This window comes from Sorangium sp. So ce1014, from assembly GCF_051521505.1.
Taxonomy (GTDB): Bacteria; Myxococcota_A; Polyangia; order Polyangiales; family Polyangiaceae; genus Sorangium.
In genome coordinates this window covers 11,504,900-11,531,002 of sequence record NZ_CP150356.1, presented here as the reverse complement: position 1 = coordinate 11,531,002, position 26,103 = coordinate 11,504,900, and the positions used below count along the sequence as shown (strand labels likewise).

The 26,103-nt window shown below is 74.4% G+C and carries 16 protein-coding genes; 9 read left to right on the top strand and 7 right to left on the bottom strand.

The window, feature by feature from the left end:
* Window positions 1-31: 31 nt before the first annotated feature.
* Together WME75_RS43455 and WME75_RS43450 are read right to left on the bottom strand one after the other, a co-directional pair.
* Window positions 32-415: a nuclear transport factor 2 family protein gene (locus tag WME75_RS43455; RefSeq protein WP_437483670.1), complete on the bottom strand. Its 384-nt coding sequence runs from the start codon at window positions 413-415 to the stop codon at window positions 32-34.
* Between the two features lie 52 nt (window positions 416-467).
* Window positions 468-3,287, bottom strand: coding sequence for a hypothetical protein (locus WME75_RS43450; RefSeq protein WP_437483668.1), 2,820 nt, complete (start codon window positions 3,285-3,287; stop codon window positions 468-470).
* A gap of 162 nt (window positions 3,288-3,449) precedes the next feature.
* Between WME75_RS43450 and WME75_RS43445 the strand changes: the two genes are divergently transcribed.
* From WME75_RS43445 to WME75_RS43415, 7 genes are all read left to right on the top strand, one after another.
* Window positions 3,450-3,638 (top strand): hypothetical protein, encoded by a 189-nt coding sequence (locus WME75_RS43445; RefSeq protein WP_437483666.1) that lies wholly within the window; start codon window positions 3,450-3,452, stop codon window positions 3,636-3,638.
* Window positions 3,639-3,706: 68 nt separating this feature from the next.
* Window positions 3,707-4,387: a sterol desaturase family protein gene (locus tag WME75_RS43440; protein ID WP_437483664.1), complete on the top strand. Its 681-nt coding sequence runs from the start codon at window positions 3,707-3,709 to the stop codon at window positions 4,385-4,387.
* 70 nt (window positions 4,388-4,457) lie between these two features.
* Complete coding sequence (locus WME75_RS43435; RefSeq protein WP_437483663.1) at window positions 4,458-5,600, top strand: hypothetical protein; 1,143 nt, start codon at window positions 4,458-4,460, stop codon at window positions 5,598-5,600.
* Between the two features lie 242 nt (window positions 5,601-5,842).
* A complete protein-coding gene (locus WME75_RS43430) occupies window positions 5,843-7,504 on the top strand; it encodes an ATP-binding protein (protein ID WP_437483661.1) in 1,662 nt (553 codons plus the stop codon).
* Window positions 7,501-8,676: a response regulator gene (locus tag WME75_RS43425; protein ID WP_437483659.1), complete on the top strand. Its 1,176-nt coding sequence runs from the start codon at window positions 7,501-7,503 to the stop codon at window positions 8,674-8,676. Before WME75_RS43430 ends, WME75_RS43425 begins: the two co-directional genes overlap by 4 nt.
* A gap of 187 nt (window positions 8,677-8,863) precedes the next feature.
* The gene (locus WME75_RS43420) at window positions 8,864-9,880 is read left to right on the top strand and encodes a hypothetical protein (RefSeq protein ID WP_437483657.1); all 1,017 of its coding nucleotides are present in this window, start codon (window positions 8,864-8,866) and stop codon (window positions 9,878-9,880) included.
* A gap of 242 nt (window positions 9,881-10,122) precedes the next feature.
* Window positions 10,123-10,776, top strand: coding sequence for a superoxide dismutase family protein (locus WME75_RS43415; RefSeq protein ID WP_437483655.1), 654 nt, complete (start codon window positions 10,123-10,125; stop codon window positions 10,774-10,776).
* A 124-nt stretch (window positions 10,777-10,900) separates the two neighbouring features.
* Here the strand turns inward: WME75_RS43415 and WME75_RS43410 are convergent, their stop codons facing one another.
* The 5 genes from WME75_RS43410 to WME75_RS43390 form a co-directional block, all read right to left on the bottom strand.
* Complete coding sequence (locus tag WME75_RS43410) at window positions 10,901-12,340, bottom strand: protein kinase domain-containing protein (RefSeq protein ID WP_437483653.1); 1,440 nt, start codon at window positions 12,338-12,340, stop codon at window positions 10,901-10,903.
* Window positions 12,341-12,400: 60 nt separating this feature from the next.
* Window positions 12,401-15,724 (bottom strand): protein kinase domain-containing protein, encoded by a 3,324-nt coding sequence (locus tag WME75_RS43405; protein ID WP_437483651.1) that lies wholly within the window; start codon window positions 15,722-15,724, stop codon window positions 12,401-12,403.
* A 67-nt stretch (window positions 15,725-15,791) separates the two neighbouring features.
* The gene (locus WME75_RS43400) at window positions 15,792-20,684 is read right to left on the bottom strand and encodes an FIST N-terminal domain-containing protein (protein WP_437483649.1); all 4,893 of its coding nucleotides are present in this window, start codon (window positions 20,682-20,684) and stop codon (window positions 15,792-15,794) included.
* Window positions 20,685-20,703: 19 nt separating this feature from the next.
* On the bottom strand, window positions 20,704-21,957 hold the full coding sequence (locus WME75_RS43395; RefSeq protein ID WP_437483648.1) for a PP2C family protein-serine/threonine phosphatase: 1,254 nt from the start codon (window positions 21,955-21,957) through the stop codon (window positions 20,704-20,706).
* Between the two features lie 48 nt (window positions 21,958-22,005).
* Window positions 22,006-23,028: a hypothetical protein gene (locus WME75_RS43390; protein WP_437483646.1), complete on the bottom strand. Its 1,023-nt coding sequence runs from the start codon at window positions 23,026-23,028 to the stop codon at window positions 22,006-22,008.
* 399 nt (window positions 23,029-23,427) lie between these two features.
* On the opposite strand from WME75_RS43390, the gene WME75_RS43385 reads away from it, so the two are divergent.
* Window positions 23,428-24,771: a serpin family protein gene (locus tag WME75_RS43385; RefSeq protein ID WP_437483644.1), complete on the top strand. Its 1,344-nt coding sequence runs from the start codon at window positions 23,428-23,430 to the stop codon at window positions 24,769-24,771.
* Between the two features lie 242 nt (window positions 24,772-25,013).
* Window positions 25,014-25,853 carry an N-acetyltransferase gene (locus WME75_RS43380; RefSeq protein ID WP_437483642.1) on the top strand — a complete coding sequence of 280 codons (840 nt, stop codon included), beginning with the start codon at window positions 25,014-25,016 and terminating at the stop codon, window positions 25,851-25,853.
* The last annotated feature ends 250 nt before the right edge of the window (window positions 25,854-26,103 follow it).

The following is a 26,103-nucleotide window of genomic DNA, read 5'->3' as shown; positions in this document are numbered from 1 at the left end:
TCGCGCCACGCGCTCCCGCGAAGGCGTGGCGTTATGCCGCGTGCTCCAGCTGGAGGCCGAGGGCCCTCGGGTCGAAGTACGCCTTGAACCGCGTGATGGCGCCGGCGGGGTGCTCGATGACGCTCACGCCCTCGTACGAGAACACCACCCCGTTCGCGAGCGTCCCGTGGCTCTTCCACTCGAGGACGGAGGACTTGTCGGACTCGACGACGCACCGGAAATCGGACTGCACCTCGCCGAAGGTGTGGCGGTAGCCGCGCCAGAAGTCGCGGGCGCCGTCCGGGCCGCGGAGCGGGCGCGTGATGGTCACGTTGCTGAGCTCGGCGTTGGGCGCGAACAGCCGCGCCATGGGCTCGACGTCGCCGCGCTCCTCGATCCGGCGCAGGGCTTCGATGAACTCGTTCGCCTTGGACATGATGCCTCCTGCAGCGCGGGCGCCTGCAAGGGGCGGGCCTCGGCCCCTCCGACTACGGCGGTCCCGCCTCGATCGCCCGCCTGTACCGCTCGCGCCGGTGCGGCTCGCGCAGGATCTCGTAGGCCTCGTCGAGCACCTCGATGACGAGCCGCACGTCGTCGAGCAGGTCCACGGTCGCGGCCGTGAGCAGGGTGGACGGCTCGAACGCCTTCCTGAGCGCGAGGTACGCGCGGCGGATCTCGTAGTTCGTCGCGTCGCGCGGGATGCCCAGGATCGAGAAATAGTCCCCGTCCTCCACCAGCGCGAGCCGCGCCCGGACGCGCTGCCGGATCGCCTCCTCGTCGAGCGGATCCTCGACCGGCGGGGGCGGCGCCTCGGTGATCGACGGCGGGATGAGGACGTCGAGCACCTCCAGGCAGACGAGCGCGTAGATGACGCTCGCGTTCTCGGGCTCCGCCGCGCCCACGAGCTCGCCGACGCTCCTGCCGCGCGCGGTGCGCACGAGCTCCTCCTCCTCGCGCGGGAGCGCGCACTCGCCGAGCAGGTTGCGCCGGACCCCGTCGTCGAGGCGCGCGCCGGGGCCGCCGAGGCGGCGCAGAGCCACCTCGGGGGCGATCACACGGCGGATCGTCTCCACGAAGACCTCGGCGCCGGTCGCGCCGCCGAAGACGTTCGGCTCGGCCTTGAGCCGGCCCGGCGGCTCGGCCTCCAGATCGCACGTGCCGGCCTCGATGAGCACGACGTGGCCGATGACCCACTCGGCGTGCGCGCGCAGGACCGGCCAGAGGTCGTCCTGGCCGAGGTGGCCGTGCGCGATGAGCGCCGCGCCGGCGTGCCGGCCCGACGCGGGGAGCTTGCCCGCGAGCCGCATCGCGACCTCGCGCTCCATGTCGCCCCGCCCGACGAGGAAGGCGAGCAGCGTCTCCTCCGGGATGCTCGAGCCGGCCGTGACGAGATCGCCCTCGTGCAGGACGATGCGCCGCGCGCCCTCCTCGGTCGTGATCGCGAGAGAGCCGGAAGAGCGGCTGCCCACCGCGCGGGCGAGCGCGCGCGGCGCGTCGCCCGGGCCGAGCACCGTGGTCGAGGAGGCGCCGCTGGAGATCGGCGCCTCGTCGTCGAGCTGCGGCGGCGGAGCGTGACCGAGCGCGCCCGTGCTGACCGTGGCGGGCGCGGAGGGCACCGCCGGCATGGGGGGCATGGGCGGCGCCGGCCCACGGAAGGCTGCGCCGGAGATCGCCATGGACGACGGCGCAGACAGCGGCATGCGGCCGAACGAGCCCGGCGCGGCGGGCGAGATCGGCGGGAGGAGACCGCGCCCGAGCGTGCCCGCGTTCACCGTGGCCGGCCCGCCGGCGGGCACCGGGGCGCGCCCCGCGGCGGCGGAGCGGACCGGCGCGGGCCCAGGCGGCAGCGGCTCGGGCTCGGCCCCGCCGCCCCCCGGCGGCAGCAGCGCGGTCCTCACCTCGACCGAAGGCGGCGACAGGAACGCGACGCCCGGCGCGGGCTGCGGAGACGGCGGAAAGCCGGGCGCGCGCGGGTCGCGGGCGCCGCGCGACCGGGTCGGCGGCGGCTCGGTGTAGCGCTGGCGGCGGCTCGGCTCGATCCGACCCGACGGGGCGCGCACCCAGTCGAGGTCCTCGCCGCGCGGGGGGCCCGGCTGCGCGCGGTCCCACGCGGGCTCCTCGCGCGGCGCGGGGGAGGGCGATCGCTCCCACGCGGCCTCGGCGCGCGGCGGCGGCGACCCGAAGCCGTGGGGCCGGCCCGCGTCGCGCGGGGTCGGCGGCGCGGCGTCGCGCCCGCCGCTCCGGCGCGCGGGGGCGCCGTGATCGCGCTCCTCCCTGCCGAGCAGGTGCCCCTCCCGGTCGATCGAGAACGCCGCGAGCTCGGGCCCGGCGCGCTTCGTCGCGTACGCCGCGTCGAGCGACGCATCACCGTGGAGCTCGTCGTCGTGCTCGTCCTCGCCCGGCTCGGCGAGCTCGGCGAGGAGGTCGCCCGGCCCGGTGGTCTCGGCGCGCGTGGCCGGCGGGTGCGGAGCGGCCGCGGCGCCGTACGGGTCGGAGCTGGCCCGCGGCTGCGAGCCCGAGCCGGCGGGCAGCGGCGCCTGGCCCGCGCTCGCGCCGGTGCGCGGCTCGTCTTCCTCCGGATCGAGCGGCTCGTCGAGGGCCGAGAGCAGCTCCGGCGACAGCATCAGGTCGACGTCCTCCTCGGCCGCCGGGATGCTCGACGGGCGCGCCTTCGCCGTGACCCGCTGCTCGGCGGCGACGAGGATCTCCTCGAGCTCCGGGCTGATCCGCGCCGGCAGGAGCCGCGGACCGACCTCCGCGCCGTCCTCCGGCGGCGGCAGCACCGAGCCGACGTCGAGCCGGTCGAGATCGCTGGAGAAGTCCGGGTTCGACGGGACCTCGTTGTCGAATGCGCCCGGGTAGCCCGCCGGCAGGCGCGCCGCGGCGGTCGGGTCCCCGCGGAAGCGCCCCGGCTCCGCGACCGCGCTCACGTGCGCGGCGAGCTCGGCGATGTCGACCGGGCGCTCGAAGACCTGCCCGAACAGCTGCGGATCGAGCTCCGCCGAGCGGACCGGATCGCCCACGAGGAGCACGGACGCGGCGACGCCGCCCGCCCGGAGGTAGAGCCGCTCGAGCGCCTCGATGGTGCCGGGCTCGTCGATGTCGACGATCACCACGCGCGGCGCGTCGCTCGCGAGGCGCGCCTCGAGCTCGTCGATCGGCGCCGCGATCACCTCGAAGCCCCGGCCCCGCAGCGCCGCGCCGATCGCCGCGCCCTCCGCCGAGCCGTCGGCCACGAGGATGGCGCCCGCGCGCAGGCGCGCCTGCACGGCTTCGTGGTCGTCGCGGAGCTCGGACACGGCGGTCATCTCGTGGCGGAGGCCCAGCGGAGCAGCACTCAGGCCCCCCGGTTCGCCTGGACTGTCGGCGGTCGCAGGCGGGCTGTCAAACGGGTTCGCGGCCGCTCGGGTGTTCCCGCCCGCGCGGCGGCTCTCCCGCCGCAGGGCGCGCAGCGTGGTAGACCTCGGCACATGGTGCTCGGCGCTGCCCCCAACGAGATCGCCCTGGCGGCCTTCCTGCTCATCGTGGTGCTGCTCGCCCCGAAGATCGGCCGCATCGGCGAGGCCATCGGCGGGCTGTTCGAGCGGAACGCGCCCGCGGCGGACGGAGGCGCGCCCGAGGACAGCGCGGAGCCGCCGGAAGAGCGCCAGGAAAGCTGAGCGCGCCCCCTCGCCGGCGGCCCCCGCCGGCGCTTGCGTTCTGTTTTGTTGGAATTCATAGTTTTTCGATGGCTGTGCACGAGCCGGCTCCACCGCGGCCGCCGCGGCGCGCGGAGATCGCGGCGCGGATCCCGCGCGGGTACTCCCCGGCGCTCCACCTCGCGGCCCCCACGGCGCTCGGCGCCCTCGCGCTCGCGGCGGCGGTGCGGCTCGTCGACGCGGTGGAGGCCGTCGAGCTCCTCGCGGTTCCGGCGACGCTGCTGCTCGCCTTCGCCTTCGAGTGGTGGGCGCACAGGTCGGTGCTGCACCGGCGGGCGCCGCTGCTCGGCGGGCTGTGCGAGCGGCACGAGCGCGAGCACCACCTCGCCTTCACCGCCGACGACATGGCGCTGCGGAGCGCCCGCGAGCTCTGGCTCGTGCTGATGCCGCCCTACTCGGCGCTCCTGGTCCTCGCCCTGCTGCTGCCGCTCGCCGCGGGGGCGGGCCTCGTGTTCTCGCGGGACGCGGCGCTGCTCGGGCTCGCGACGGCGATGGCGTTCTTCGTCAGCTACGAGTGGATGCACCTCGCGTATCACCTGCCGCCGGACAGCCCGGTGCACCGCGTCCCGGGGCTCGCGCGGCTCCGCGAGCACCACCGGCGGCACCACGACCCGCGGCTCATGAAGCGCTGGAATTTCAACGTGACCGTGCCCTTGTTCGACGTCGTCCACGGGACGCGCTGGTCGCCGCGGCCGCGCAGCGGAGCGTAGCCGCCGCGCACGGGAGCGTGGCCGCCGCGCACCGGGGCGCCCGCGGCACCCGTGTGCTAACGGGTCGCGCGTGCAGACGCGGACCAGAGACGGCCTCGTCCTCCTGCTCGCCGGGGTCCTGCTCGGCGGCGGGCTCGCCTGGCTCGTCGGCCGGCGGCAGGAGAGCCCCCCCGCCGCGCCCCGCGCGCTCGACGCCGTACCGGCGGGCGCGCTGCTCGTCGCGACGCTCGATCTGCCGGCGCTGCGCGCCTCGCCCGCGTTCGCCTCGTTCCTGCGCGAGGAGCGCGAGATCCCGGGGCTCGGCAAGGTGCGCGACGTGTGCGGCTTCGACCCGATGGCCGGGCTCACGGAGGTCGCCATCGCCATCCCGGCGGCGGGCGATCCCGGCGACTTCGGGCTCGTCGCGGCCGGCGCCGTGCAGGACGAGGCGCTGCTCGCGTGCGCCTCGAAGGTGATCGAGGCCCGCGGCGGGCAGCCCGTCGTCGCCGCGCTCGGCAGCTTCCGCGCGGTGCGGGACGCGAGCGCCGAGGGCCGCGGCGAGATCGCCGTGCGCCCCGGCGGGCCGATCCTGCTCGGCGGCGGCGCGTACCTGCGCGCCATGGTCGACGCGGCCGACGGGCGCGCGGCGGCCGTCGGCGCGAGCGCCGCGCACGACGCCATCGCCCGCGCGGTGGGCGAGGGCGCGGCGCGCGTCACCGTGGTCCTCACGCCCGAGCAGCGCGCCGAGCTCGGGCGCGAGCTCGCGCTGAGCGGCGCCGGCCGGTCGCCCGCGGCGTCGATCGTCTCCGGCGGCGCCACCGTCGCGCTCGGCCCCGAGATCGCCGTCCACGGCGCCGTCCTCTGCGACGCCGAGGCCCCCTGCGCCGAGCTCGGCGCACAGCTGAGCGCCGCCCGCGACGCGCGCGCGGAGGACCTCGCGACGCGGCTCCTCGGCCTCGGGGGCGTGCTCGAGCGCATCGCGATCGCCGCCGAGGGCAAGGCGCTCCACGCCCGCGTCAGGCTGTCGGCCGAGGAGGCCGGCGCCCTCGTCGACCGGCTCGCCTCGCTGCGCGGCCTGCGCCAGCCGTCGCTCTCGCCCAGGGAGCCGCCCGCGCCGCAGCCGCCCGCGCTCGAGGGCAGCGCGCCGCCGCGCGGAGACGCCGCCGCGCCGCCGCCCGACGCGATCCTCACGCCGCGGCAGCGGACGGGGCCGGACGACGGCGGCGCGCGGTAGCGCCGGCGGCGCGTGAGCAGGTACACCCGGGTCGCAGCCGCAGCGACCACCGCGCCGCGCCGCGGCGGGACGATTCCGTGGTCTGCCTGACGAGCGAGCCGCCCCGTCGGCGGAGCCGCGCGGCGCCGCCGAACGCGGGCCCCACGCCCTGTCCCGAACTCCTGTACGCTGAGCTTCGCCTTCGGACGGGATCGGCGCTCCGGTCCATCCCGCCGCGCAGCAGGTGGGTGGGGGCTTATCGCATGCAGCTGGTCGGGATCTCCGCCTCGGTGGTCGTCGGGACCCTCGTAGTGATCGCCCTCTGGGCGGTCCGCCGGCGGCTCCTCGCCCGCGAGCGCGAGCTCGATCGCAAGGCCGAGGAGCTCGCGGTGAGCCGCGCCGCGGAGCTGCGGCTCGGCGAGGAGCTCGTCGAGGCGCGGCGGGCCGAGGAGGAGGCGCGCAGGGCGCGGGCGGAGGCCGAGGCGGCGAGCCGGGCGAAGAGCGCGTTCCTCGCCAACATGAGCCACGAGCTCAGGACGCCGCTCAACTCGATCCTCGGCTTCGCGCAGCTCATGGAGCGCGACCTCTCGCTCGGCGACCGGCACCGCGAGAACCTCGCGGTCATCTGCAAGAGCGGCGAGCACCTGCTCGGCCTCGTGAACGACATCCTCGAGATGGCGAAGATCGAGGCCGGCCGGATGACGCTCGCCGACGCCGACTTCGACCTCCACGCCATGCTCTCGGGGCTCTCGGAGATGTTCGCTGTCGAGGCGCAGAAGCGAGGGCTCACGCTCACCGTGGAGCGCGAGCAGGACGTGCCGCAGCACGTCCACGGCGACGAGGGGAAGCTCCGGCAGGTGCTCATCAACCTGCTCGGCAACGCGCTCAAGTTCACGCCCCGGGGCTCGGTGACGCTGCGCGCGTGGGCGAGGCGCGGGACCGGCGCGCCCGACGGCGCGGCGGCGGCGCCGACGCGGGTGTCGTTCGAGGTGATCGACACCGGCCGGGGCATGGCCAGGGAGGAGATCGAGGAGCTCTTCGAGGCGTTCGCGCAGACCGCGGCCGGGCGGCGGTCCGGCGAGGGCACCGGCCTCGGCCTGCACATCAGCCGGCGCATCGTGCGGGTGATGGGGGGCGACATGCAGGTCGAGAGCCAGCTCGGCCGCGGGACGACGCTCCGCTTCGACGTGCGCCTCACGCTGGCCGACGAGGGCGACGCGCGATCCGGCGGCGCGGCGCGCCGCCCGCCGGCGCGGCGGGTCGTGGGGCTCTCGCCGGGCCAGCCGAGGTACCGCGTGCTCGTGGTCGACGACCGGTGGGACGTGCGCCACTGCCTGCTGAAGCTGCTCGACTCGGTGGGCGTCGAGGTGCGCAGCGCGACAAACGGGCTCGGCGCCGTGGCCCAGTGGGAGACGTGGGCGCCGCACCTCGTCCTGCTCGACCTCCGCATGCCGCTGCTCGACGGCTACGAGACGGCGACCCGCATCAAGTCGAGCCCGCGGGGGCGGGAGACGGTCGTCGTCGCGATGACCGCGAGCGCGTTCGAGCAGAACCGGTCGCTCGCGGCGGAGGCCGGGTGCGACGATTTCCTGAGCAAGCCGTTCCGCGACGCGGACATCTTCGACCTCCTGACGAAGCACCTCGGGGCCCGCTTCGACCACGAGGATCGCCCCGCGGAGCGGCGGCCCGCGCCCGCGGCGCCGGCGGTCGACCTCGCGCGCGCGGCGGCCGGGCTGCCCGCGTCGCTGCGCAAGGACCTCCGGCGGGCGGCGACGCGGCTCGACGCCAAGGCCGTCCAGGCGGCCATCGACCGGTTCCGGCCGGAGGACGCCGAGCTCGCGGGGGCGGTGGCCGAGCTCGCGCGGGGGTATCGCTTCGACAGCATCTTGGCGCTATCGAGCGCTGACGAGGAGGAGCCGTCATGACGGACACCGACGCAAAGCCAGCACCTCGCGGGACGGCCTCGGGCGCGCGGCCGGAGCGCCCCAGGGACGAGCCCGCCAACATCCTGATCGTGGACGACATGCCGGCGAACCTGTCGCTCCTGACCTCGATGCTGACGGCGCAGGGGTACGAGGTGCGGGCGGCGATCAGCGGCGCGATGGCGCTGATGTCGGCGGCGGCGGCGCCGCCGGACCTCATCCTGCTCGACGTGAGCATGCCCCACATGGACGGCTACGAGGTGTGCCGGCGGCTGAAGGGGGACGCTCGGACGGCGGACATCCCGGTCATCTTCCTGAGCGCGATGACCGGCATCGGCGACAAGGTGATGGCGTTCGACGCGGGCGGCGTCGATTACGTGACGAAGCCGTTCGAGCTGCGCGAGGTGCTGGCGCGGGTGGGGACGCAGCTGCTCCTGCACCGGCAGCGCCGGGAGCTCGATCGGCAGCGCAAGGAGCTCGAGGACCGCTACGCGCAGGTCCGCCAGATGCACGCGGCGCTGCGCGGGTACCTCTCCGACAGGGCGTGGGAGAGCATCGAGGAGAGCGTGTCGTCGAACCGGCCGAGCGCGCCGGCGCGCGAGGTGCTGACGGTGCTTGTCAGCGACATCGAGGAGTTCGTGCGGCTCTCGGAGCAGGAGGATCCGGGGCCGCTGCTCGCGGATCTCAGCCTGTACATGGCGACGGTGGCGCAGGTCGTCTACGACCACAAGGGCGAGGTCGACAAGTACGTGGGCGACGGCATGCTCGCGTTCTTCCGGAGCGCGCCCGACGCGCTCGCGGCGGCGCAGCGGATCCAGCGGAGCATCGCGGCCTTCAACGAACACCAGCGCTCGCAGGGCCGGCCCGCCTTCCCGACGCGGCTCGGGCTCTCGACAGGGCCAGTCCTCCTGGCGAGCATCGGGTCGAGCGGCAGGCGGGAGTTCACGATCATCGGCGATCGCGTGAACACCGCGTTTCGGATTCAGGCCCACGCGAAGTCCGGTGGCCTGCTGATGGATGAGGCGACGTTCGCCGCGGCCGGGAGCCCGGCAGGGGCGACGCCCGCGCTGGTGCGGATCCGGGGCAAGCAGGGAGAGGAGAAGCTCTATGCCATGGCGCCGGAGGCGTTCCTGGTGAGCGCAGACACGGCGCGAACCGACGGCGGCGGGGCCTGAGGGCTCACGCTCGCTGGAGGCAGCAAAGAGGCCGGCTCTTCAAGGGTGTTTCGAGCGTGACCGGGTTGCGCCGCCCCCGCCGGGCCACGCGAGATCGAGCCCGTGGATCGGGGGATCTGTCGAAATCGTTCGTTCTTGAACCACGCGACGCGCTCGTGCAATAGTCGCCGCGGAGGACAGGACGAACATGAAGCTTCGACATTGTATTACCTTGCTGGGCCTGCTCGTGACATCGGGAGTGGGCGCAGCCGCGTGCTCGGATGATGACGGCGGCACGACAGGCGCGTCGACCTCGACCGGCACCGGTACCGGCACCGGTACCGGCACGGGCGGCGGCGGCGGCGGCGCGACCACCGGCACGGGCGGCGACGGCGGCGGCGCGACCACCGGCACGGGCGGCGCGGGCGCGGGCGGCGGCGGCGACTCGGCCTGTGCCGAGGGGTCGCTGCTCTGCGACGACTTCGAGTCGTACGAGGCCCAGGGCGCGCCCGGCGGCAAGTGGGAGGTCTACACGGCCATGGATGGCTCCGCCGTCTCGGTCGACACGGCCATGGCGTACAGCGGCACCAAGTCGATCAAGGTGACCACGCCCGCGAGCTCGGGAGACAACAACTACAAGTCCGCCATGATCCAGTTCAAGGACGCGGCCGCCTTGCCCGTCGAGGGGAACGTCATCCACGGCCGCATGATGTACTTGCTCGAGTCGGCGCCGGCCACGGATGTGCACTGGACCCTTGTTGACGGCGCGGGCGTCGTTCCGGACAGCGACTTCGAGGGGATGCCCTACTCGGCCACGTACCGCTATGGCGGCCAGCATCCGATCGATGGCGGCAGCCAGCTCATGGCGAACTACGATACGCCCGGGCAATGGAGCACTCCGCCGACGGCGCCGGCGACGGACTGCTGGCATCACGCCGAGGGGAAGGTGGTCCCGGTCGGCCAGTGGACGTGCGTCGAGTTCAGCTTCGACGGGCCGAACAACGAGATGCGCTTCTGGCTGAACAGCGCGGAGATCGCCGAGCTCAAGATGTCCGGGACCGGCCAGGGCTGCGCCAACGGGGTGGAGAACTTCGAGTGGACCGCGCCGGAGTTCACCAGCATCGGCTTCGGCTGGGAGTCCTATCAGCCCGACGAGCCCCGCACGATGTGGATCGATGACGTCGTGCTCGACACAAAGCCCATCGGCTGCCCGCCCGCGAAGTGAGCTCACGCCGCTGAGCTCGCCAGAGGCGCGGAGGTGGACTCCGCGCCTCGTTCATTTCAGCTCCGGGGCCCGAGCCGGGAGGGGCTCCCCGGGCCTGCGGCCTGCGCGGAGCGTGGGGACGAATCGGGACGGGTGCTCGCGGCGGCGGACGATTGTCGGGCTCGCCGGTTGATCGCTCGCCGGGTCCGCTCTACGAGACGGCGGTGGTTCAACGCCTCACAAACATGGAGGTCTCCGCTGTGATGAAACCGGCCTATCCCCTCTCGCTGCTCGCCTCGTTCGTCCTGGTCGTTGCCGCCTGCGGCGGCGCGCCCGAGCCGGCCCCCGCGGTCCCCGACGTGCCCGCCCAGCCGACGCAGCCCGCGCCCGAGACGCCCGCTGCGCCGGCGCCGGCGCCGGAGGCCGCGGCCAGCCCCCCGCAGGGCGACAGCGCCGCGCCCGCGCCGCCCGTGACCATCGAGGTGCCCATCGAGGCGCGGACCAAGTCGAAGCTGAAGGGCTCCGCGACCTTCACCGAGGTCGAGGGCGGCGTGAAGGTCGCCATCCAGGTCGCGGGCGCTCCCAAGGGCAAGATCGCCGTGCACGTGCACGAGACCGGCGACTGCAGCGCGCCGGACGCGAAGAGCGCGGGCGCGCACTACAACCCCGATAACCACCCGCACGGCCTCCCCGACGCCTCGGCTCGGCACCTCGGCGATCTCGGCAATATCGAGGTCAAGCCCGATGGGACCGGCACCCACGAGATCGTCGCCCAGGGCGCCAGTCTCAAGCAGGGCGCCCCGAACACCTTCCTCGGCCGCGCCATCATCGTCCACGAGAAGCAGGACGACGGCAGCCAGCCCTCCGGCAACGCCGGAGGGCGCATCGGCTGCGGCGTCATCGCGCAGAGCAAGTGACGCGGGCCGCCGCGCTGCGCCCGTGACACGTTGAATCCATCCTCCGGCGGCACTCCGCGCCTCGGAGCACCTCCCCGGCAGCACGGGAGTCGCGCATTCCCGTGTCACCGAGCCCATTCCCGTGTCACCGAGGAGGAGCGCTGACCAGGTTCCCTTGTCCCCGCGGGGCCGAGCCGGGAGCCGGGAGGCTCCTGCCGCTCACGAGCAGCACGGCGACGATCACCGCCGCCACCGCCGCCAGGACGAAGGGCGCCCGGGGAGGCGAGCGCAGCCGCCGCTCCCATGACGCCGAGGAGTCCCTGTCGGGCAAGCCCGGGTCGGCGAGCGCCCTCTCGGGGGCCTCCTCGACCCGCGGCCCGGCCGGTGCGGTGCCCCCCTCCCCCCGCGCCACGGGACCGGCCTCCGCCGGCACGCCCGGCCCCTCCGGCACCGCGGCGGCCTCGCCCGGCCCCGCGGGACCGGCCGCCGGCACGCACGGCCCCTCCGGCACCGCGGCGGCCTCGCCCGGCCCCGCGGGACCGGCCGCCGGCGCGCACGGCCTGTCCCGCACGGTGACGACCTCGCTCGGCTCCCCAGGCTCGACCTCCGCGCCTGGAGCCGAGGGCGGCGGGACCGAGAGCGAGTCGCGCAGGCCCCCGTGGAGCATGCGCTCGATGCGCTCGACGAGCGGCTGGGCAGCGGGCGGCGCGAACGGGCGGAGCGCCAGCACGAGCTCCGCCAGGTCGGGCCAGCGCCTGTCGCGGTCCCTCTCGAGACACCGCATGATGATCGGATCGATCTCCGGCGTGAGCCCGCGGCGGACCTTCGACGGCAGCGGCGGCACGAACTGGCCGCCGAGCACGAGCGAGACCGTCTGGACCGAGCGGGCGTGCATCGGATACCGGCCCGTGAGCAGGACGTACAGCAGCGAGCCGACCGCCCAGATGTCCGCGCGCGCGTCGACGTCGCGCTCGCCGCGCATCTGCTCGGGAGGCATGTAGTGCGGCGTCCCGAGCATCTGGCCCGTGCTCGTCCGCATCTCGGCGACCCCCAGCCACGCCGCCTCCGATACCTTGGAGATCCCGAAGTCGAGCACCTTGATGCACGGCGTGCCCTCGCGGGTGTGCGTCAAGAAGAGGTTGGCCGGCTTCACGTCGCGGTGCACGAGCCCCATCGCGTGGGCCTCCGCGAGCGCGTCGCAGGCCTGGATCACGTAGAGCGTCGCCTCCTCGATCGGCAGCGGGCCCCGCTTCTTGCGGAGGACCCGGAGATCGCGGCCGTCGAGGAACTCCATCACCAGGAAGGGCAGCCCGCCCTCGAGCCGCCCGACGTCGTGCACCTTGACCGCATGCTCGCTCTTGAGCCGCGCCGCGATCCGCGCCTCCCGGAGGAAACGCCCGCACATCTCCGGGTCGGCGGCGGTGGCCGGCAACAGCAGCTTGATCGCCCGGAGCTCACCGAGATCCATGTGGGTCGCGGCGACCACCGCGCCCATCGCCCCCTTGTCGAGCAGGCGATCCACGCGGTACTTGCCAGCGATCAGGGTGCCGACCTCCAGCCCTTGGATCTCTTCCAGGCCGCGCATGTCCGAAGCCTCCGACCGAGAGCGCCGCGCCGCAATGCCCACCCTGCCGCAATGGCCGGCTCAGCCGCCTCCCTGCCCCCCGCTCGCCCTCTTCATCGCGATCGTCCGCCGCGCGCCGCCCGACTCGACCGTGAGCTCGACCGCGGCGTTCTCCTGCACGTTCAGCAGCCCATAACGCAATGCGTCAAAGTTGGCGAGCGGCCGGCCGTTGACGGCGACCACCACGTCGCCGACGCGGACGCCGGCGGAGGCGGCGGGGCTGCTGTCGTCCACGGCCACCACCACGGCGTCGCCGCTCGTCTTCAGCTCGCCTTCGAGCAGGGGGAAGATGGGCGCCACCGTCAGCCCGAACGCGCCCACGGTGCGCCGGTAGCTCTGCACGGCCGCGTCGAAGCTCTCCTTGCGCATGCGGTAGCGCGCGACGGCCATCACGGCGCCGTCGCGCTCCTGGACGCGCGCGTCGACGCGCTCGGGGGTGGCGAACGCGCCGACCTGCTTCAGGTACCGGCTCGCCTCGGCCTCCGCCATGCCGGCCCGCCGCGCGCCGCCGCCGCGCGCCTGGAGGAAGCCATACGCCTGCGACCCCGCGAGCGCGGGCACGACGTGGCTGGCGAGCCGCGAGATGGCGTCGGCGCGCGCGGCCGACAGCGCCGCCTCCCGGGTCTCGCCGGCGCCCTCGCCGACCACGAAGATCGCGTCGCCCTCGGCGGCGAACGGCTGCTGCATCCAGGGAGGCATCTCGTCGGCCGGCGGCGCCGTGCGCCACCCCGCGCTCGCCGCGGGCGCCGTCCCCGCCCCGGCGGCGGGGCGCGGACGGCCCCAGCCGAGGTACGCGAAGCCCACGCTGAGGATCAGCAGCGCCGCCGCCGCCCCGACCGCCGCGAACGCCCACCGCGCGCCGGGGCCGCCGGCCGCCGAGACGGTCGCGACCCGCGCCCGCCGGCGCGCCGTCGCCCCCCCGGACGCCGGCGCCCCCGCCGCTGCCCCTGAAGCCGGCCCCCTCGACGCCGGCGCCCCCGCGGCCACCGCCGCCCCCGCGGCCGAGCGCATCGCCACCGCCGCCGGCGCGGGCGTCCTGGAGGGCGCGTGCGGCGGCTCCAGCGCGGCGCCTAGCCGCTTCAGCGCCGGCCGGAGCGGCAGGAACGAGAGCGGCGCGTTGCACCGCTTGCACGGCATGTACGGCTCCCGGTCCTCGAGCGCGGCCAGGGCGGCCTCCCTCACGTCGAGCAGCGTCTGCCGGGGCGCATTGCACCGCTCGCAGGCGCCGTCGACGAGCGCCGAGACCACGACCGCCCGCAGCGGGGGCGCCGCCGAGGCGAGGTGGTCGAGCAGCGCGACAGGACAGCCCTCGATCTGGATCGACGTCACCTCGTCGCCCAGCGCGCGGAGCGACAGCTCGAGCGCCCGCGCCCCCTCGGGCGTCACCCCCGCCCCCCCGGTGAGATCGAGGACCAGATCCCCCTCGATCCCGTCGAGCGCGCGCTTCCACCGGACGTGCGCGTCGAGCTTTCCGCGCACGCGGATGCGCGTCCCGCGCTCGTCCACCGTCTTCTCGATCGCCTCGTGCGTCCCGGCGTCGAGCCGCGCGAGCTCGTCGAGCGCGACCCGCACGTCCTCGGGCAGCTGGATCCCCGCGTGGCTGACCGCGAACGCGAAGTAGCTCTCGGCGTCGTCGTCGAACACCGCCGCCCCGCCGCAGCGCGGGCAGGGGCTCGCGGGCGGCTCGTGCGTCCTGACGAGGTGCGCGTCCCTGTCGCAGTCGAACAGCCGCTCGAACGTGGCGCCGCAGCGCTCGCACCGGTACGGACCGTAGAAGGACGCGACGCGCCCGTCGCCGAAAAAGCGGCGGATCATGCTGACCTGGTTGACGATCGGCTCGGTACAGCGGCCGATGTAGATCTCGGACGCGTTCAGCGAGACCTCGGCCAGCATCGCCATCCACTCGCGCACGCCGAACGACGTGACCCGCTGCACCCCGCCCAGATCGAAGAGCACGCGGCCCGAGATGCCCCGCGCGACGGCGAGCCCCTGGAGCTCCTCGGTCATCCGCCCCGACAGCGAGACGATCAGCAGGCTGCCCAGCCGGCGCTTTGTCACCGTGAGGGCCCGGGGCCCGTGCGCCCCCTCGGGCTCGGCCCCGGAGACGGCGTCCACGAGCGACGGCGACGGGTGCCTCCTCGAGCGCGGCGGCGGATCCAGGTCGTGCGCGGACCCGAGCCGCGACGCCGCGAAGAGCGGCGCCGACAGCTTCGTGGCGACCCCGCCGGGGCGCTCGGTGCTGAGCGCGCCCTGCGGCGCCGCGGCCACGACGTCCAGCTCGCCCGCGAACGAGTCGTCGTTCTGGATCGACTCCTGCTTCTGGACGATGTGCGAGAGGAGGTCCGCCTCCGAGGAGAGCGCGCCGCGCCACGCCTCCACCCGCTGGCCGAACAGCTCCGCCATGAACGACGACAGGGCCAGCGACGAGGTGGCGAGCCGCTCCTCCCGGGCGAAGGCCTCGAGGTCGATCTGGAGGTCCCGCGCGGTCGCGTACCGCTTCTCCCGGTCCCGCTCCAGGCACTTGAGCACGATCCGCTGGAGCTCCGGCGGGTAGTCGCTGCACACCTCGATCGGCGGCAGCACCGGGTCCTCGACGATCGCCCGCATCAGCTCGAACTCGGTGACGCCGCGCCGGAACAGCCGGCTGCCCGTCGACATCTCGTAGAGCAGGATGCCGACCGAGTAGATGTCGCTCCGGCGATCGAGCTGCTCGCTCGTGCACTGCTCGGGCGACATGTACGGGACCTTGCCCTTGAGCGCGCCGTCGCGCGTCTCGTTGACGCGGTTCGCCGCCTTGGCGATCCCGAAGTCGAGGATCTTCACGGCCCCGTCGTACGTGACGAACACGTTGTGCGGGGACACGTCGCGGTGGACGATGTCGAGCGGCCTGCCGTCGAAGCCGACCTTCTCGTGCGCGTAGTGGAGCCCGGCCGCGACGCCGGCCGCGATGGTGATCGCGTGCTCGAACGGCATCCGCCGGTTCGCCGACCGGAGCGACTTCTTGACCGTCCTGAGGTCCTCGCCGTGGAGGTACTCCATGGCGATCACCGGGACGCCGTCGACCTCCTCGATGTCGTACATCTGGACCAGGTTGGGGTGGTCCAGGGTGGCGGCGATGCGGGCCTCATCGAGGAACATCCGCACGAACTCGGGGCTGTCGATGAGGTGCGGGAGGATCCGTTTGACGACGCAGATCTTCTTCACGCCCGAGATGCCCGCGACGGAGGCCACCCAGATCTCGGCCATCCCGCCCATGCCGATCTTCTTGAGCAGGCGGTACCTGCCGAGCGCGACGGGGCGGCGCGACGCGGCGCTCAGGGGGCCGGCGGCGTGGCGCTCGCTCATGCGCTCGCCTCCGCCGTGCAGGCCGGCAGCGTCACTTCGGAAGGAGCGCGGCAGGCGATCATGGTGCTCATCGAGGGCCTTCGGCCTGGGACTTCGCGAAGCGGACGGTGCGGCGCTCACCGCGCGACTCGATCTGGAGGGCCATCGTACCATCGGCCGGGGTGCGCGCCCACGCGTCCGCCGCGGCCTTCCCGAACGCCTCGACCGAGTGGACCGGGCGCTCGTCGACCGCGAGCACGATGTCCCCCGCGGCGATCCCCGGCGCGGCGCCGCGCTGCGGGCGCGGAGCCGCGACGACGACGAGCTCGCCGGAGGTGCGCGCGCTCGCCTCGAGCTGGGGGAAGAAGCGCGCCACGGTGAGCCCCTGAAACGTGGCCGTCTGGCGGTAGCTCTCCGCGGCCGCGTCGAAGCTCCGCCGCGGCAGCCTGTAGCGCGCGAACGCGAGGACGCGGCCGCCTTCCCGCCGCACGACGGCGTCGACGCGCTCGGGCGTCGCGAACGACCCGACCTGGGCAAGGAAGCGCCGGGCGATGCGCTCGACGACCTCCGCGCGCTGCTCGGGCCGGGTCTCGGCCGGCGGGTGCACGGCCACGAGCTCGACAAGAGGTGAGCTCGCGAGCTCGGCGGCGAGGCCGGACGTGAGGCGCTCGATCGCGCTGCTGCGCGCCGCCGCGAGCGCGTCCGCGTCGCTGGCCGCCGGGCCGCCGCGGCCGACGACGAGGACGCTGTCGCCCTCGATGACGAACGGCCGCTCCACCCACGCGGGCGGGAGATCGTCGATGACAGACCAGCCCGCCCGCGCCCGGCCGCTCGCGGAGGGCGCCGGCGCGCGCGTGGCCATCGCGGGCGCCGCCGGGACCGCGGGCGCCTCCGAGGCCGCGGGCGCCGCGGCGGGCCCCGCCGGCGCCGCGGCGCCCGCGAGGGACGCGCGCGCCCCGGTGCGCCAGACCGCGAAGCCGGCGGCCACGAGCGCCACCCCGACGAGCAGCGCGACGAACGCCGCGCTGGCGCCCGCGCCGGGCTGCGGCGCCGCCGCGCTGTGAGCGGCCGGCTGCGGCGAGGCGCTCGACGGAGGCAGGGCCGGCGGCGGGGCCGAGGGCGGGCGGGCCGCGTGGGCGGCGAGCAGCGAGAGCAGCGAGCGGGAGCCGTCGAAGGCGAGCGGCGTGTTGCAGCGCTTGCAGGTGACGCGCGGATCCTGGCCGCCGCGGAGCAGGTCCGCGTGCTTGTCGACCTCGACGAGCGCCGTCCGGACCGCGCCGCAGGACGCGCAGCGGCCCTCGACGACCGCGGACTCGATCCGCGCGAGCTGCGGCCAGGAGGGGCTCGCCACGCGCTCGGCCAGCAGCGAGGGACAGCCCTCGATGCGGACCGCCTCGACGGCGCCCTCGAGCTTGTGGAGCGCCGACTCGAAGCGCGCCGCGCCGTCGGCGGTGACCCCGGGGACGCCGCTCAGGTCGAAGACGATCTGGCCCTCGAGGCCGTCGATGATGCGGCTCCAGCGGAGCGAGGCGGTCAGCTTGCTCCCTACCTTGAGCCGCGTGACGCGCCCCTCGACCGACTTCTCCACCGCGTCGCCGCCCGACGGCTCGTCGCCCTTCTCGAGCTCGACGAGGACCTCCCGCACGTCCGGCGGGATGGCGCCGGTGCCGTGCTGGGCGACGAACCCGAAGTAGGTCTCGGCGTCGTCGTCGAAGGCGCCGGCGCCGCGGCAGCGCGGGCACACCGCCTCGGGCGGCTTGCCCTCGGCGAGCGAGGCCGCGTCGTGGGCGCAGTCGACGAGCCGCTCGAACTGGGTGCCGCACGACTCGCAGCAGTAGGGCGCGTAGAACGAGACGACCTGCCCGTTCCCGGCGAACCGCCGGATCATGCTGAGCTGGTTGACGACCGGCTCGGAGCAGCGCGCGAGGTAGAGGGCGCGGAGGCGGGGCTGGGCCGCCTGGATCATCTGGAGCCACTCGCGGACGCCGAACGACGTGATCCGCTCGACGCCGGCGAGATCGAGCAGGACCTTGCCGTCGAGCTCCCGGGCGAGCGCCGCTCCCTTGAACGCCTCGGTCATGCGCCCGGCGAGCCGGACGACGAGGACCTCGCCGATCCTGCGCCGGTCGAACACGAGGCTGTCGAGGCGGCCGGAGGCGCCGGCGGGCGGCACGCACCGCGTCGGCGCGACGCGCTGCGACCAGGCGGACAGCGACGGCCGGTCCACGGTGGTGGGCATGCGCGCCGACGAGATCGGCCCCGAGGGGGGCGCGGGGGGCGCGGGGATCAGCGGGCGCGACGCGCGGTGGCCGTTCGGCGGCACGCGGATGGTCGGCCGCACCTCCTCGACGGCCGGCCACGCCTCCGCGACCGCCGGCCGCGCCTCCTCGCCGCCGTCGTGCGCCGCGCGCAGCGTCCCCGGCGCGGCGCGCTCGCTCCTCGGCAGGGGGGAGAGCGCCTCGGAGAGGACGGTGAGGGTCATGGTCTGGTTGTGCAGGTCGCAGTGGCCGGCGGCGTAGGGCGAGATCTCCCCGTACGAGTAGAACCCCGTCACCTGCGTGCCCCGCGGCAGCACGCCCAGCACCGCCTCGACCTCCTCCTCGGCCCGGTCGCCCAGCACGATCCGCCGACCCACGCAGCTGATCGCGATCGCCAGCGCGCTCTCGCCCGCCACCGCCGGCGCCGCTCGACCCGCCGCCCGCGCCGCCTGCTCCGCGCCCCCGATCAGCCGCTCGAAGTCCGCCTTCATCAGCTGCACGAGGTGGCCTTCCGGCACGTCCCCCGCGAACGTCATCGACTGCTGCTCGTGGTCCACCGCCAGCACCGTGCGCACGAGGAACTTCTCGTCCCGCGCCGTCGCGCGCAGCGACAGCGGGAACAGCAGCGCCGACGCCGGCAGCTCCGCCGCCTTGTCCCCGAGGTACTCCTTGTACAGCGACAGCGCCGGCCGGCCGTCCACCTCGTACAGCACGTTCCCCGCAGAGCGCGTCACAACCCGCTCCGGGCCGAACTTGTCCCAGCCCCCCTTCGACCCGTGCTGGATCACCACGTGCTCGCCGTACAGCCCCACCGCCGCCACGAGCCCGCTCCGCACCGTGTCTCCGATGCACACCCACGTCCGCTGAAACCGCGTCCCGTCCCCGGACAGCCCCCCGGTCACCACCACCGACTCCGGCAGCACCGCGTTCATCCCCGCCACGAGCTGGCTGCCGTTCACCCCCAGCCCCTCCGACAGCACGAGCACCCCGCGCAGCCCCGGCCGGTCCAGCTTCCGCGCAAGCGCCTGCCCCGCAACGAACGACCCCGACGCGCTCGCCACCTCCACCTGCGCCGCCGACAGCGCCGTCCGCTCGAACCGCGCCACCGCCACCGACAACGTCCCGTCGCGCACCGACGTGCCCGCGATCTCCCCCGCGCTCGAGCACCCCACCATGTGCGATCTCGGGTACGCCCGCCGCAGCTCGCGGATCGCCCCCGGGTCGTCCAGGAACTCCGGCGCGCCGAACACGAGCACCAGCGTCCGGTCGCTGTCGAGCGCGGGCAGCGCCCGCACCGACCACTTGCCTGTCTCGCGTGAGAACGAGAACGTCTCGAGCTGCATCCCGAGCGCCGCGCCCGACGCCGGCGACGCGAACGACAGCGGGTCGAAGTGGGTGTCGGACGCGACCTCGAGCTCCTCGAACTCCGCCATCCCGCCCGCCGGCTGCGCGACGACGCGGGCGGCCACGGCCGGCGTCCCCGTCGGGGGGCGCGGCCTTCGCTCCCGCGGGCCTTCGCCCCGGACGAGCTGCGAGGTGGGCGCCTCGGAGAGGACGGTGAGGGTCATGGTCTGGTTGTGCAGGTCGCAGTGGCCGGCGGCGTAGGGCGAGATCTCCCCGTACGAGTAGAACCCCGTCACCTGCGTGCCCCGCGGCAGCACGCCCAGCACCGCCTCGACCTCCTCCTCGGTCCGGTCGCCCAGCACGATCCGCCGACCGACGCAGCTGATCGCGATCGCCAGCGCGCTCTCGCTCGCTCCCGCCCTGCCCCCCGCCGCCCGGCCCGCCTCGCTCGCCGCTCGCCCCGCCTCGCTCGCCGCCCGCGCCGCCTGCTCCGCGCCCCCGATCAGCCGCTCGAAGTCCGCCTTCATCAGCTGCACGAGGTGGCCTTCCGGCACGTCCCCCGCGAACGTCATCGACTGCTGCTCGTGGTCCACCGCCAGCACCGTGCGCACGAGGAACTTCTCGTCCCGCGCCGTCGCGCGCAGCGACAGCGGGAACAGCAGCGCCGACGCCGGCAGCTCCGCCGCCTTGTCCCCGAGGTACTCCTTGTACAGCGACAGCGCCGGCCGGCCGTCCACCTCGTACAGCACGTTCCCCGCGGAGCGCGTCACAACCCGCTCCGGACCGAACTTGTCCCAGCCCCCCTTCGACCCGTGCTGGATCACCACGTGCTCGCCGTACAGCCCCACCGCCACCACGAGCCCGCTCCGCACCGTGTCTCCGATGCACACCCACGTCCGCTGAAACCGCGTCCCGTCCCCGGACAGCCCCCCGGTCACCACCACCGACTCCGGCAGCACCGCGTTCATCCCCGCCACGAGCTGGCTGCCGTTCACCCCCAGCCCCTCCGACAGCACGAGCACCCCGCGCAGCCCCGGCCGGTCCAGCTTCCGCGCAAGCGCCTGCCCCGCAACGAACGACCCCGACGCGCTCGCCACCTCCACCTGCGCCGCCGACAGCGCCGTCCGCTCGAACCGCGCCACCGCCACCGACAACGTCCCGTCGCGCACCGACGTGCCCGCGATCTCCCCCGCGCTCGAGCACCCCACCATGTGCGATCTCGGGTACGCCCGCCGCAGCTCGCGGATCGCCCCCGGGTCGTCCAGGAACTCCGGCGCGCCGAACACCAGCACCAGCGTCCGGTCGCTGTCGAGCACGGGCAGCACCCGAACCGACCACTTCTTCGTGACTCGATCGTAATGGAACGTCTCGAGGATCATGGGGCTCGTCCCCTTGAGGCTACAGCACGCGGGCCACGACGAGCGTCATGTCGTCGTCGAGGGAGCGCTCGCCGCGGAACCGCGAGACCGCCGCGACGATCGCGTCCCTCGCCTCCTCGGGCGCGTGCGTCGCGACGCTCTGGAAGAGCGCACGCAGCCGCTTCTCGGTGAACTGCTCGCTCGACGCGTTCTCGCACTCGGTCACGCCGTCGGTGAACCAGAGGAGGGCGTCGCCGGCCTCCAGCTGCACGGTGCTCGCCGCGTACTCGGCCGAGCGCGCTGCCCCGAGCGGCGAGCCCTGCGCGGCGAGCTGGCGGACGGTGTTGTTCCTGACGAGGTACGGGAACGGGTGGCCCGCGTTCGCGAGGGAGAGCGAGCGGGCCTCCGGATCGAAGATGCACGCCGTGCAGGTCATCAGGAACTTCTGCTTCCCCGCCTCGAAGATCGAGCAGTTCATGAGCCGGAGCAGCTGCGCGACGCCGAGCTCCTCCCGCACGAACGTGCGCGCGATGTCGCACGCGGCCTTCGCCGCCCCCGTGATGATCGCGGAGGAGATGCCGTGCCCGGTCACGTCGCCGATGACCGTCAGCAGCTTGCCGTGCGGCAGGTCGTGGAAGGTCCACCAGTCGCCGCCGCACTCCGCCGCGGGCTGGAAGTGGCCGGCGAGCCGCAGCGAGCGCCGCTCGATGACGTCGTCGCTCGGCACGAGCATCTGCTGGACGGCGCGCGCGACCTCGAGCTGCTTCTTCAGCGACGCCCGCTCGGCGGTCTCGTGGAGCAGCTGCACGAGCCGGTCCCCGAGCGCGACGAGCTGGACGCGGACCTCGTGGATCGCCTCGTCCGCCTCGCTCGCCGGGGCGGCGCCCTCGGCCTCGCTGCCCGGCGCCGCGCCGCTCAGGGAGAGCAGATCGCTGAGCTTCGTCGCGAAGCGCCGCTTGGCCATGGAGATTGTCGAGTCGACGTCGTGCGGCCGCGCCGGCTCGACCTGCGAGCTGGCGGCGTCGTGGAAGATGGTCAGCGCGTCCCCGATGGCGACGACGACGCTGCGGAGGCGGTCCCGCTCGGCGAGCAGCTTGCGGTGGAGCGCGCCCATCTCGTTCGTCGAGAGGTCGAGCGAGCGGGTAAGCAGGCTCCTGTCGTCGGCGACGTGGCGGTAATGCTCGCTGATGCGCGCGACGACCTTGTTCCAGGTCTCCCTGTCGGGCGGCTCGCCGAGGTCCTCCAGGCCGAGGCGCCTGAGCTGCCGTGCGAGGAGCGGATCGATCTCAGCCATGGCGTCCCTCCCGGGCGGGCTGCGCTGGGCGCGCGGCGAGCCTGCGCGCTACCACTCGGGCCGCTCCAGCGTCTCCATCGCCGGCGCGGAGCGCTCGAAGAAGTGGATGGATGCGGGGAGGGAGCGGAACTCGCGCGGGTTCACGTCGAGGTCCCAGAACGAGGTGACCAGGGTCGAGGTGGTGGGCGAGACGTCGATGACGAGCACCGCGCCGGCCGCGTAGATCTTGAGCATGCCGAGGCCAGCGCCGCCGCGCGAGGTGTCGAGCACCGAGGCGCGGGTGGAGTCCGCGCCGCGGGCGCTCAGGCCGCGCGTGATGCCCTCGAAGACGTGGTGTCGCTGCAGGCCGCCGAACGGATCGTGGGCCTGGAGGGCGATGTGGGCGCCGTCGGTGCCGAGCCGCAGCGTGGGGATCTCGTTCTCCTCGAGCACGAGGTCGCACCGCCGGTCGTGGGTGTAGCGCGGGCGCCCGCGGCCATCGACGGGCGCGTCGTACATGGCGTTCATGAGCAGCTCGTGGGCGAGCGCGGCGAGCCGCTCGGCGACGCGCGCGGGGGCGCCGGCGCGCTCGGCCCAGTGCGCGACCTCCGCGACGGTGCGGTCGCGGTCCTCGCTCGTGCGGGGGCGCCATTTCACGATGGTGGCGCCCCAGGAGAGCAGGTCGGACAGGCGGGGCGGGAGCGCGAGCGGCTTGACGATGCGGCGGACGGCGAGCGCGATCTCCCACGGCCGGGGCATCGAGGCGAAGCTCGGCCAGCCGACGATGCTGGAGAGCCGCGGCTCCTTCAGGGCGGCGTGGAGGAGCGCGTCGGTGCTGCCGGAGGTCCACACGAGGAGCTGCATGCTGGGGTAGCGCTCGGCCGCCCACTCGAGCGCGAGGTCGAGATCGGCGGCGTCGCAGCCGAGCAGCAGGGGTCGTTCGGACAGCCGCGCGCGCAGCTCGGCGGGGTCGCCGGCCACGGGCACGTCCTGCATGCCGGCGGCGGCCGACATGACGCGGGCGATCCGCTGGCCGACGACGCGGTTCCGCTCGAGCACGGCGATCGTCGCTTTCGGGGCAGAGTCGCTCAAGGGGGGCACCGCGGCGTGTTCCCCGGCAGCCGCTGCCCGGGGGTGCTCGCGGCCATTACACCACGGTTCGCGGCCCGGGGGCGCCACGGATGACGTCCCGCCGCGGCCCGCGAGGGGCCCCCTCGGCGGGGCTCCCGCGCCTGCTCGGCTGGACGACGGGCGAGCTCGACACGAGCGGAGCCGACCGCTCCTTCGAGTGATGGATACCCTCGCTCGCGCCCGCCTGCGCCGGGCTCGGGCCGGGATCTTGTGCCAGATCGGGCCAGCCGTTTCGCCGGATGTCAGGGGTCGGGCGCGCGCGGTGCGCGGCGGCTCGGACGCGGGCGCGCGTGTCGTCTCGGAGACCCAGGAGCCCGCGAGCGGAGGCCGGGGCGGCACGGCGAATGCTCGGCGAGCGGCATGCTGCGAACCCTTCGAACCTGCGCTCCGCCCTTCGTCCTGTCTCTGGCCGCGATCCTCGGTTGCGAGACGACAACCGACCCGAACGAGGACCCGAACCCCGACCCCGGGGGCGAGGCGTGCCACGACGCCGACAAGCCCGGATGTGTGGTCGCCTCGGACAAACAGCGTATCTCGGCCCCCGACGTGCCCGCGGAGGACAGGGCCGCGCTCGTCTCGGGCAACTCCGCCTTCTCGCTCGACCTCTACAAGCAGCTCCGCCAGAAGCCGGGCAACGTCTTCTACTCGCCTTACAGCATCTCGACGGCGCTCGCGATGACGTGGGCCGGCGCGAAGGGCGAGACCGAGGAGGCCATGGCCGACACGATGCACTTCGACCTCGGGCAGGACAGGCTCCACCCGGCGTTCAACTGGATCGACCAGGAGCTCGAGAGCCGCGGTCAGGGCGCCCAGGGCGCCGACGGAGAGGGCTTCCGCCTCAACGTCGTGAACGCGCTCTGGGGGCAGATCGGCTACCCGTTCGAGGCGCCCTTCCTGGACACGCTCGGGCTGAACTACGGCGCCGGAATGCACGTCGTGGACTTCCTGGACCACCCGCAGGACGCGGCCGATCTCATCAACGGCTGGGTCAGCGACAGGACCGAGGGCAAGATCGAAAAGCTGGTGCCCGTCGAGGCGATCACCCCCGAGACGGTGCTTGTCCTGACGAACGCCATCTATTTCAACGCGGCGTGGCGCACCCCGTTCGAGCCCACCGCGACGGAGGACGGCCAGTTCGAGAAGGCCGACGGGACCGACGTGACCGTGCCCCTGATGCACGCCAACCTGGAGATACCGTACGCCGAGGGCGACGGCTACAAGGCGGTCGCGATGCCCTACGACGGGGACGAGCTGTCGATGGTGCTCCTCCTGCCGGAGAAGGGCACGCTCGACGCGTTCGAGGCGTCGCTCGACGCGGCGAAGGTCGACGGCATCGTCGGCGCGATGAGCGAGCACCTTGTCGACACAACGATGCCCAGGTTCAAATTCGAATACGAGCTGAGCCTCAAGGACACGCTGAAGGCGATGGGGATGGAGATCGCGTTCACGTTCGGCGCCGCGGACTTTACCGGGATCAATTCCACGGGACAGCCCTACATCCAGGACGTCCTCCACAAGGCGTTCGTCGGCGTGAACGAGGCCGGCACCGAGGCGGCGGCCGCGACCGCGGTCATCGTCGGCGACGAGTCGGCGCCCCAGCCGGCGTCGCTCGCGCTCGTGAGTCCCTTCCTGTTCCTCATCCGCGACAACGCGACGGGCAGTCTCCTGTTCGTCGGCCGCGTCGCCGACCCCAGCGCGAGCTGAACACCGCGCCTCGGCGCCCGGAGCGCCGAGGGGCCGGTGCGACGGACGCACGGCGAGCTCCTTTCCTGCCGCGCGGGGTAGCGGGAGGGGCGCTCCGGCGCTCCTCAGCCCTGCACGAGGCGGAAGACCGGCAGCTCCGGCCGGCAAAGTCGGCCGCGGTCGGAGCAGCGAGCGACGAGCTGGCCCAGCCGCCGGGCAGCAGAAGGCGTCCGCGCCGTCGTCGCCGGCGCTACGCTTCCCGCGTGACACCCCGGCCTACCTTCGTCGATCACGCCCTGTCCGCCCGCATCGAGGCCGCCGAGGCCGCGAAGGTCGAGGCGCTCGCGCGCGAGGTCGCCGCGCGGGTCCCGGCGCGGCGCGCCGCCGTCGCCGTCATCGCGGGCGGCCGCGCCGCGTTCGTCGTCCCGCACACCCGGCTCTCGCGCGCGGCCGGCCTCGGCATGAGCGGCCCGGTCGAGGCGCGCGACGTCGAGGCCCTCGAGGACTTCTACGCCTCGCGCGGCACCGCGGCGCGCATCCTTGTCTCGCCCTTTGCCCACCCTTCGCTGCTCGCGCGGCTCGGGGAGCGCGGCTTCCGCCTGGACTCGCTCGACACCGTGCTCGTGCGCCACCTCGCCCCCGCCGCCGAGGTCCACGCGCCGGAGCCGGCCGCGCGCGGCGGCGTGGTCGTGCGGCGCGCCGCGCGCGAGGAGGCCTCGGCGTGGATCGCGGCCTCGCTCTCCGCCTTCGCCACACCGGGCGAGCCTCCGCCCGATGGGGCCGACCTCTTCGAGGCGGGCTTCCACGACCCCGGGGCGGCGTACTTCTTCGCGTCGTCAACCCACGGCGCCGTCACCGGCGTCGGCGCGGTCTACGTGCACGAGCGCATCGCGCTCCTGTTCGCGGGCGGCACGCTCGCGGCCCACCGCGGCCGGGGCGTGCAGCGCGCCGTCATCGACGCCCGCCTCGCGTACGCCCGCGGCGCGGGGTGCGATCTCGCCTACTCGGTCACGGAGCCGGGGAGCACCTCGCAGCGCAACCTGGAGCGCGCGGGCCTCGTGGCCGTGTACTCGCAGGCGGTGCTCATCAAGTCCTTCGCCTGAGCGCTCGGGCGCGAGCTCCCAGCGTCACGAAAACTACGGAAGGCCGCTGTGATCTGAATGTCCTCTGGAGGTGGCCGCCAGGACAGCCGGAGCGCGCGGGGCCATCGCCCATGCACTCTTGACGCGGCTCGGCGCTGCGAGCGAGGAAGCCGGCCTCGATCGGTATTTGAAGGTCAATACCGCAGCGGTGGCACGAATCGACGCACCCCGTCATCGCTCTCCTGCGGAGCCACCTCCCCGGCGGTCGCTC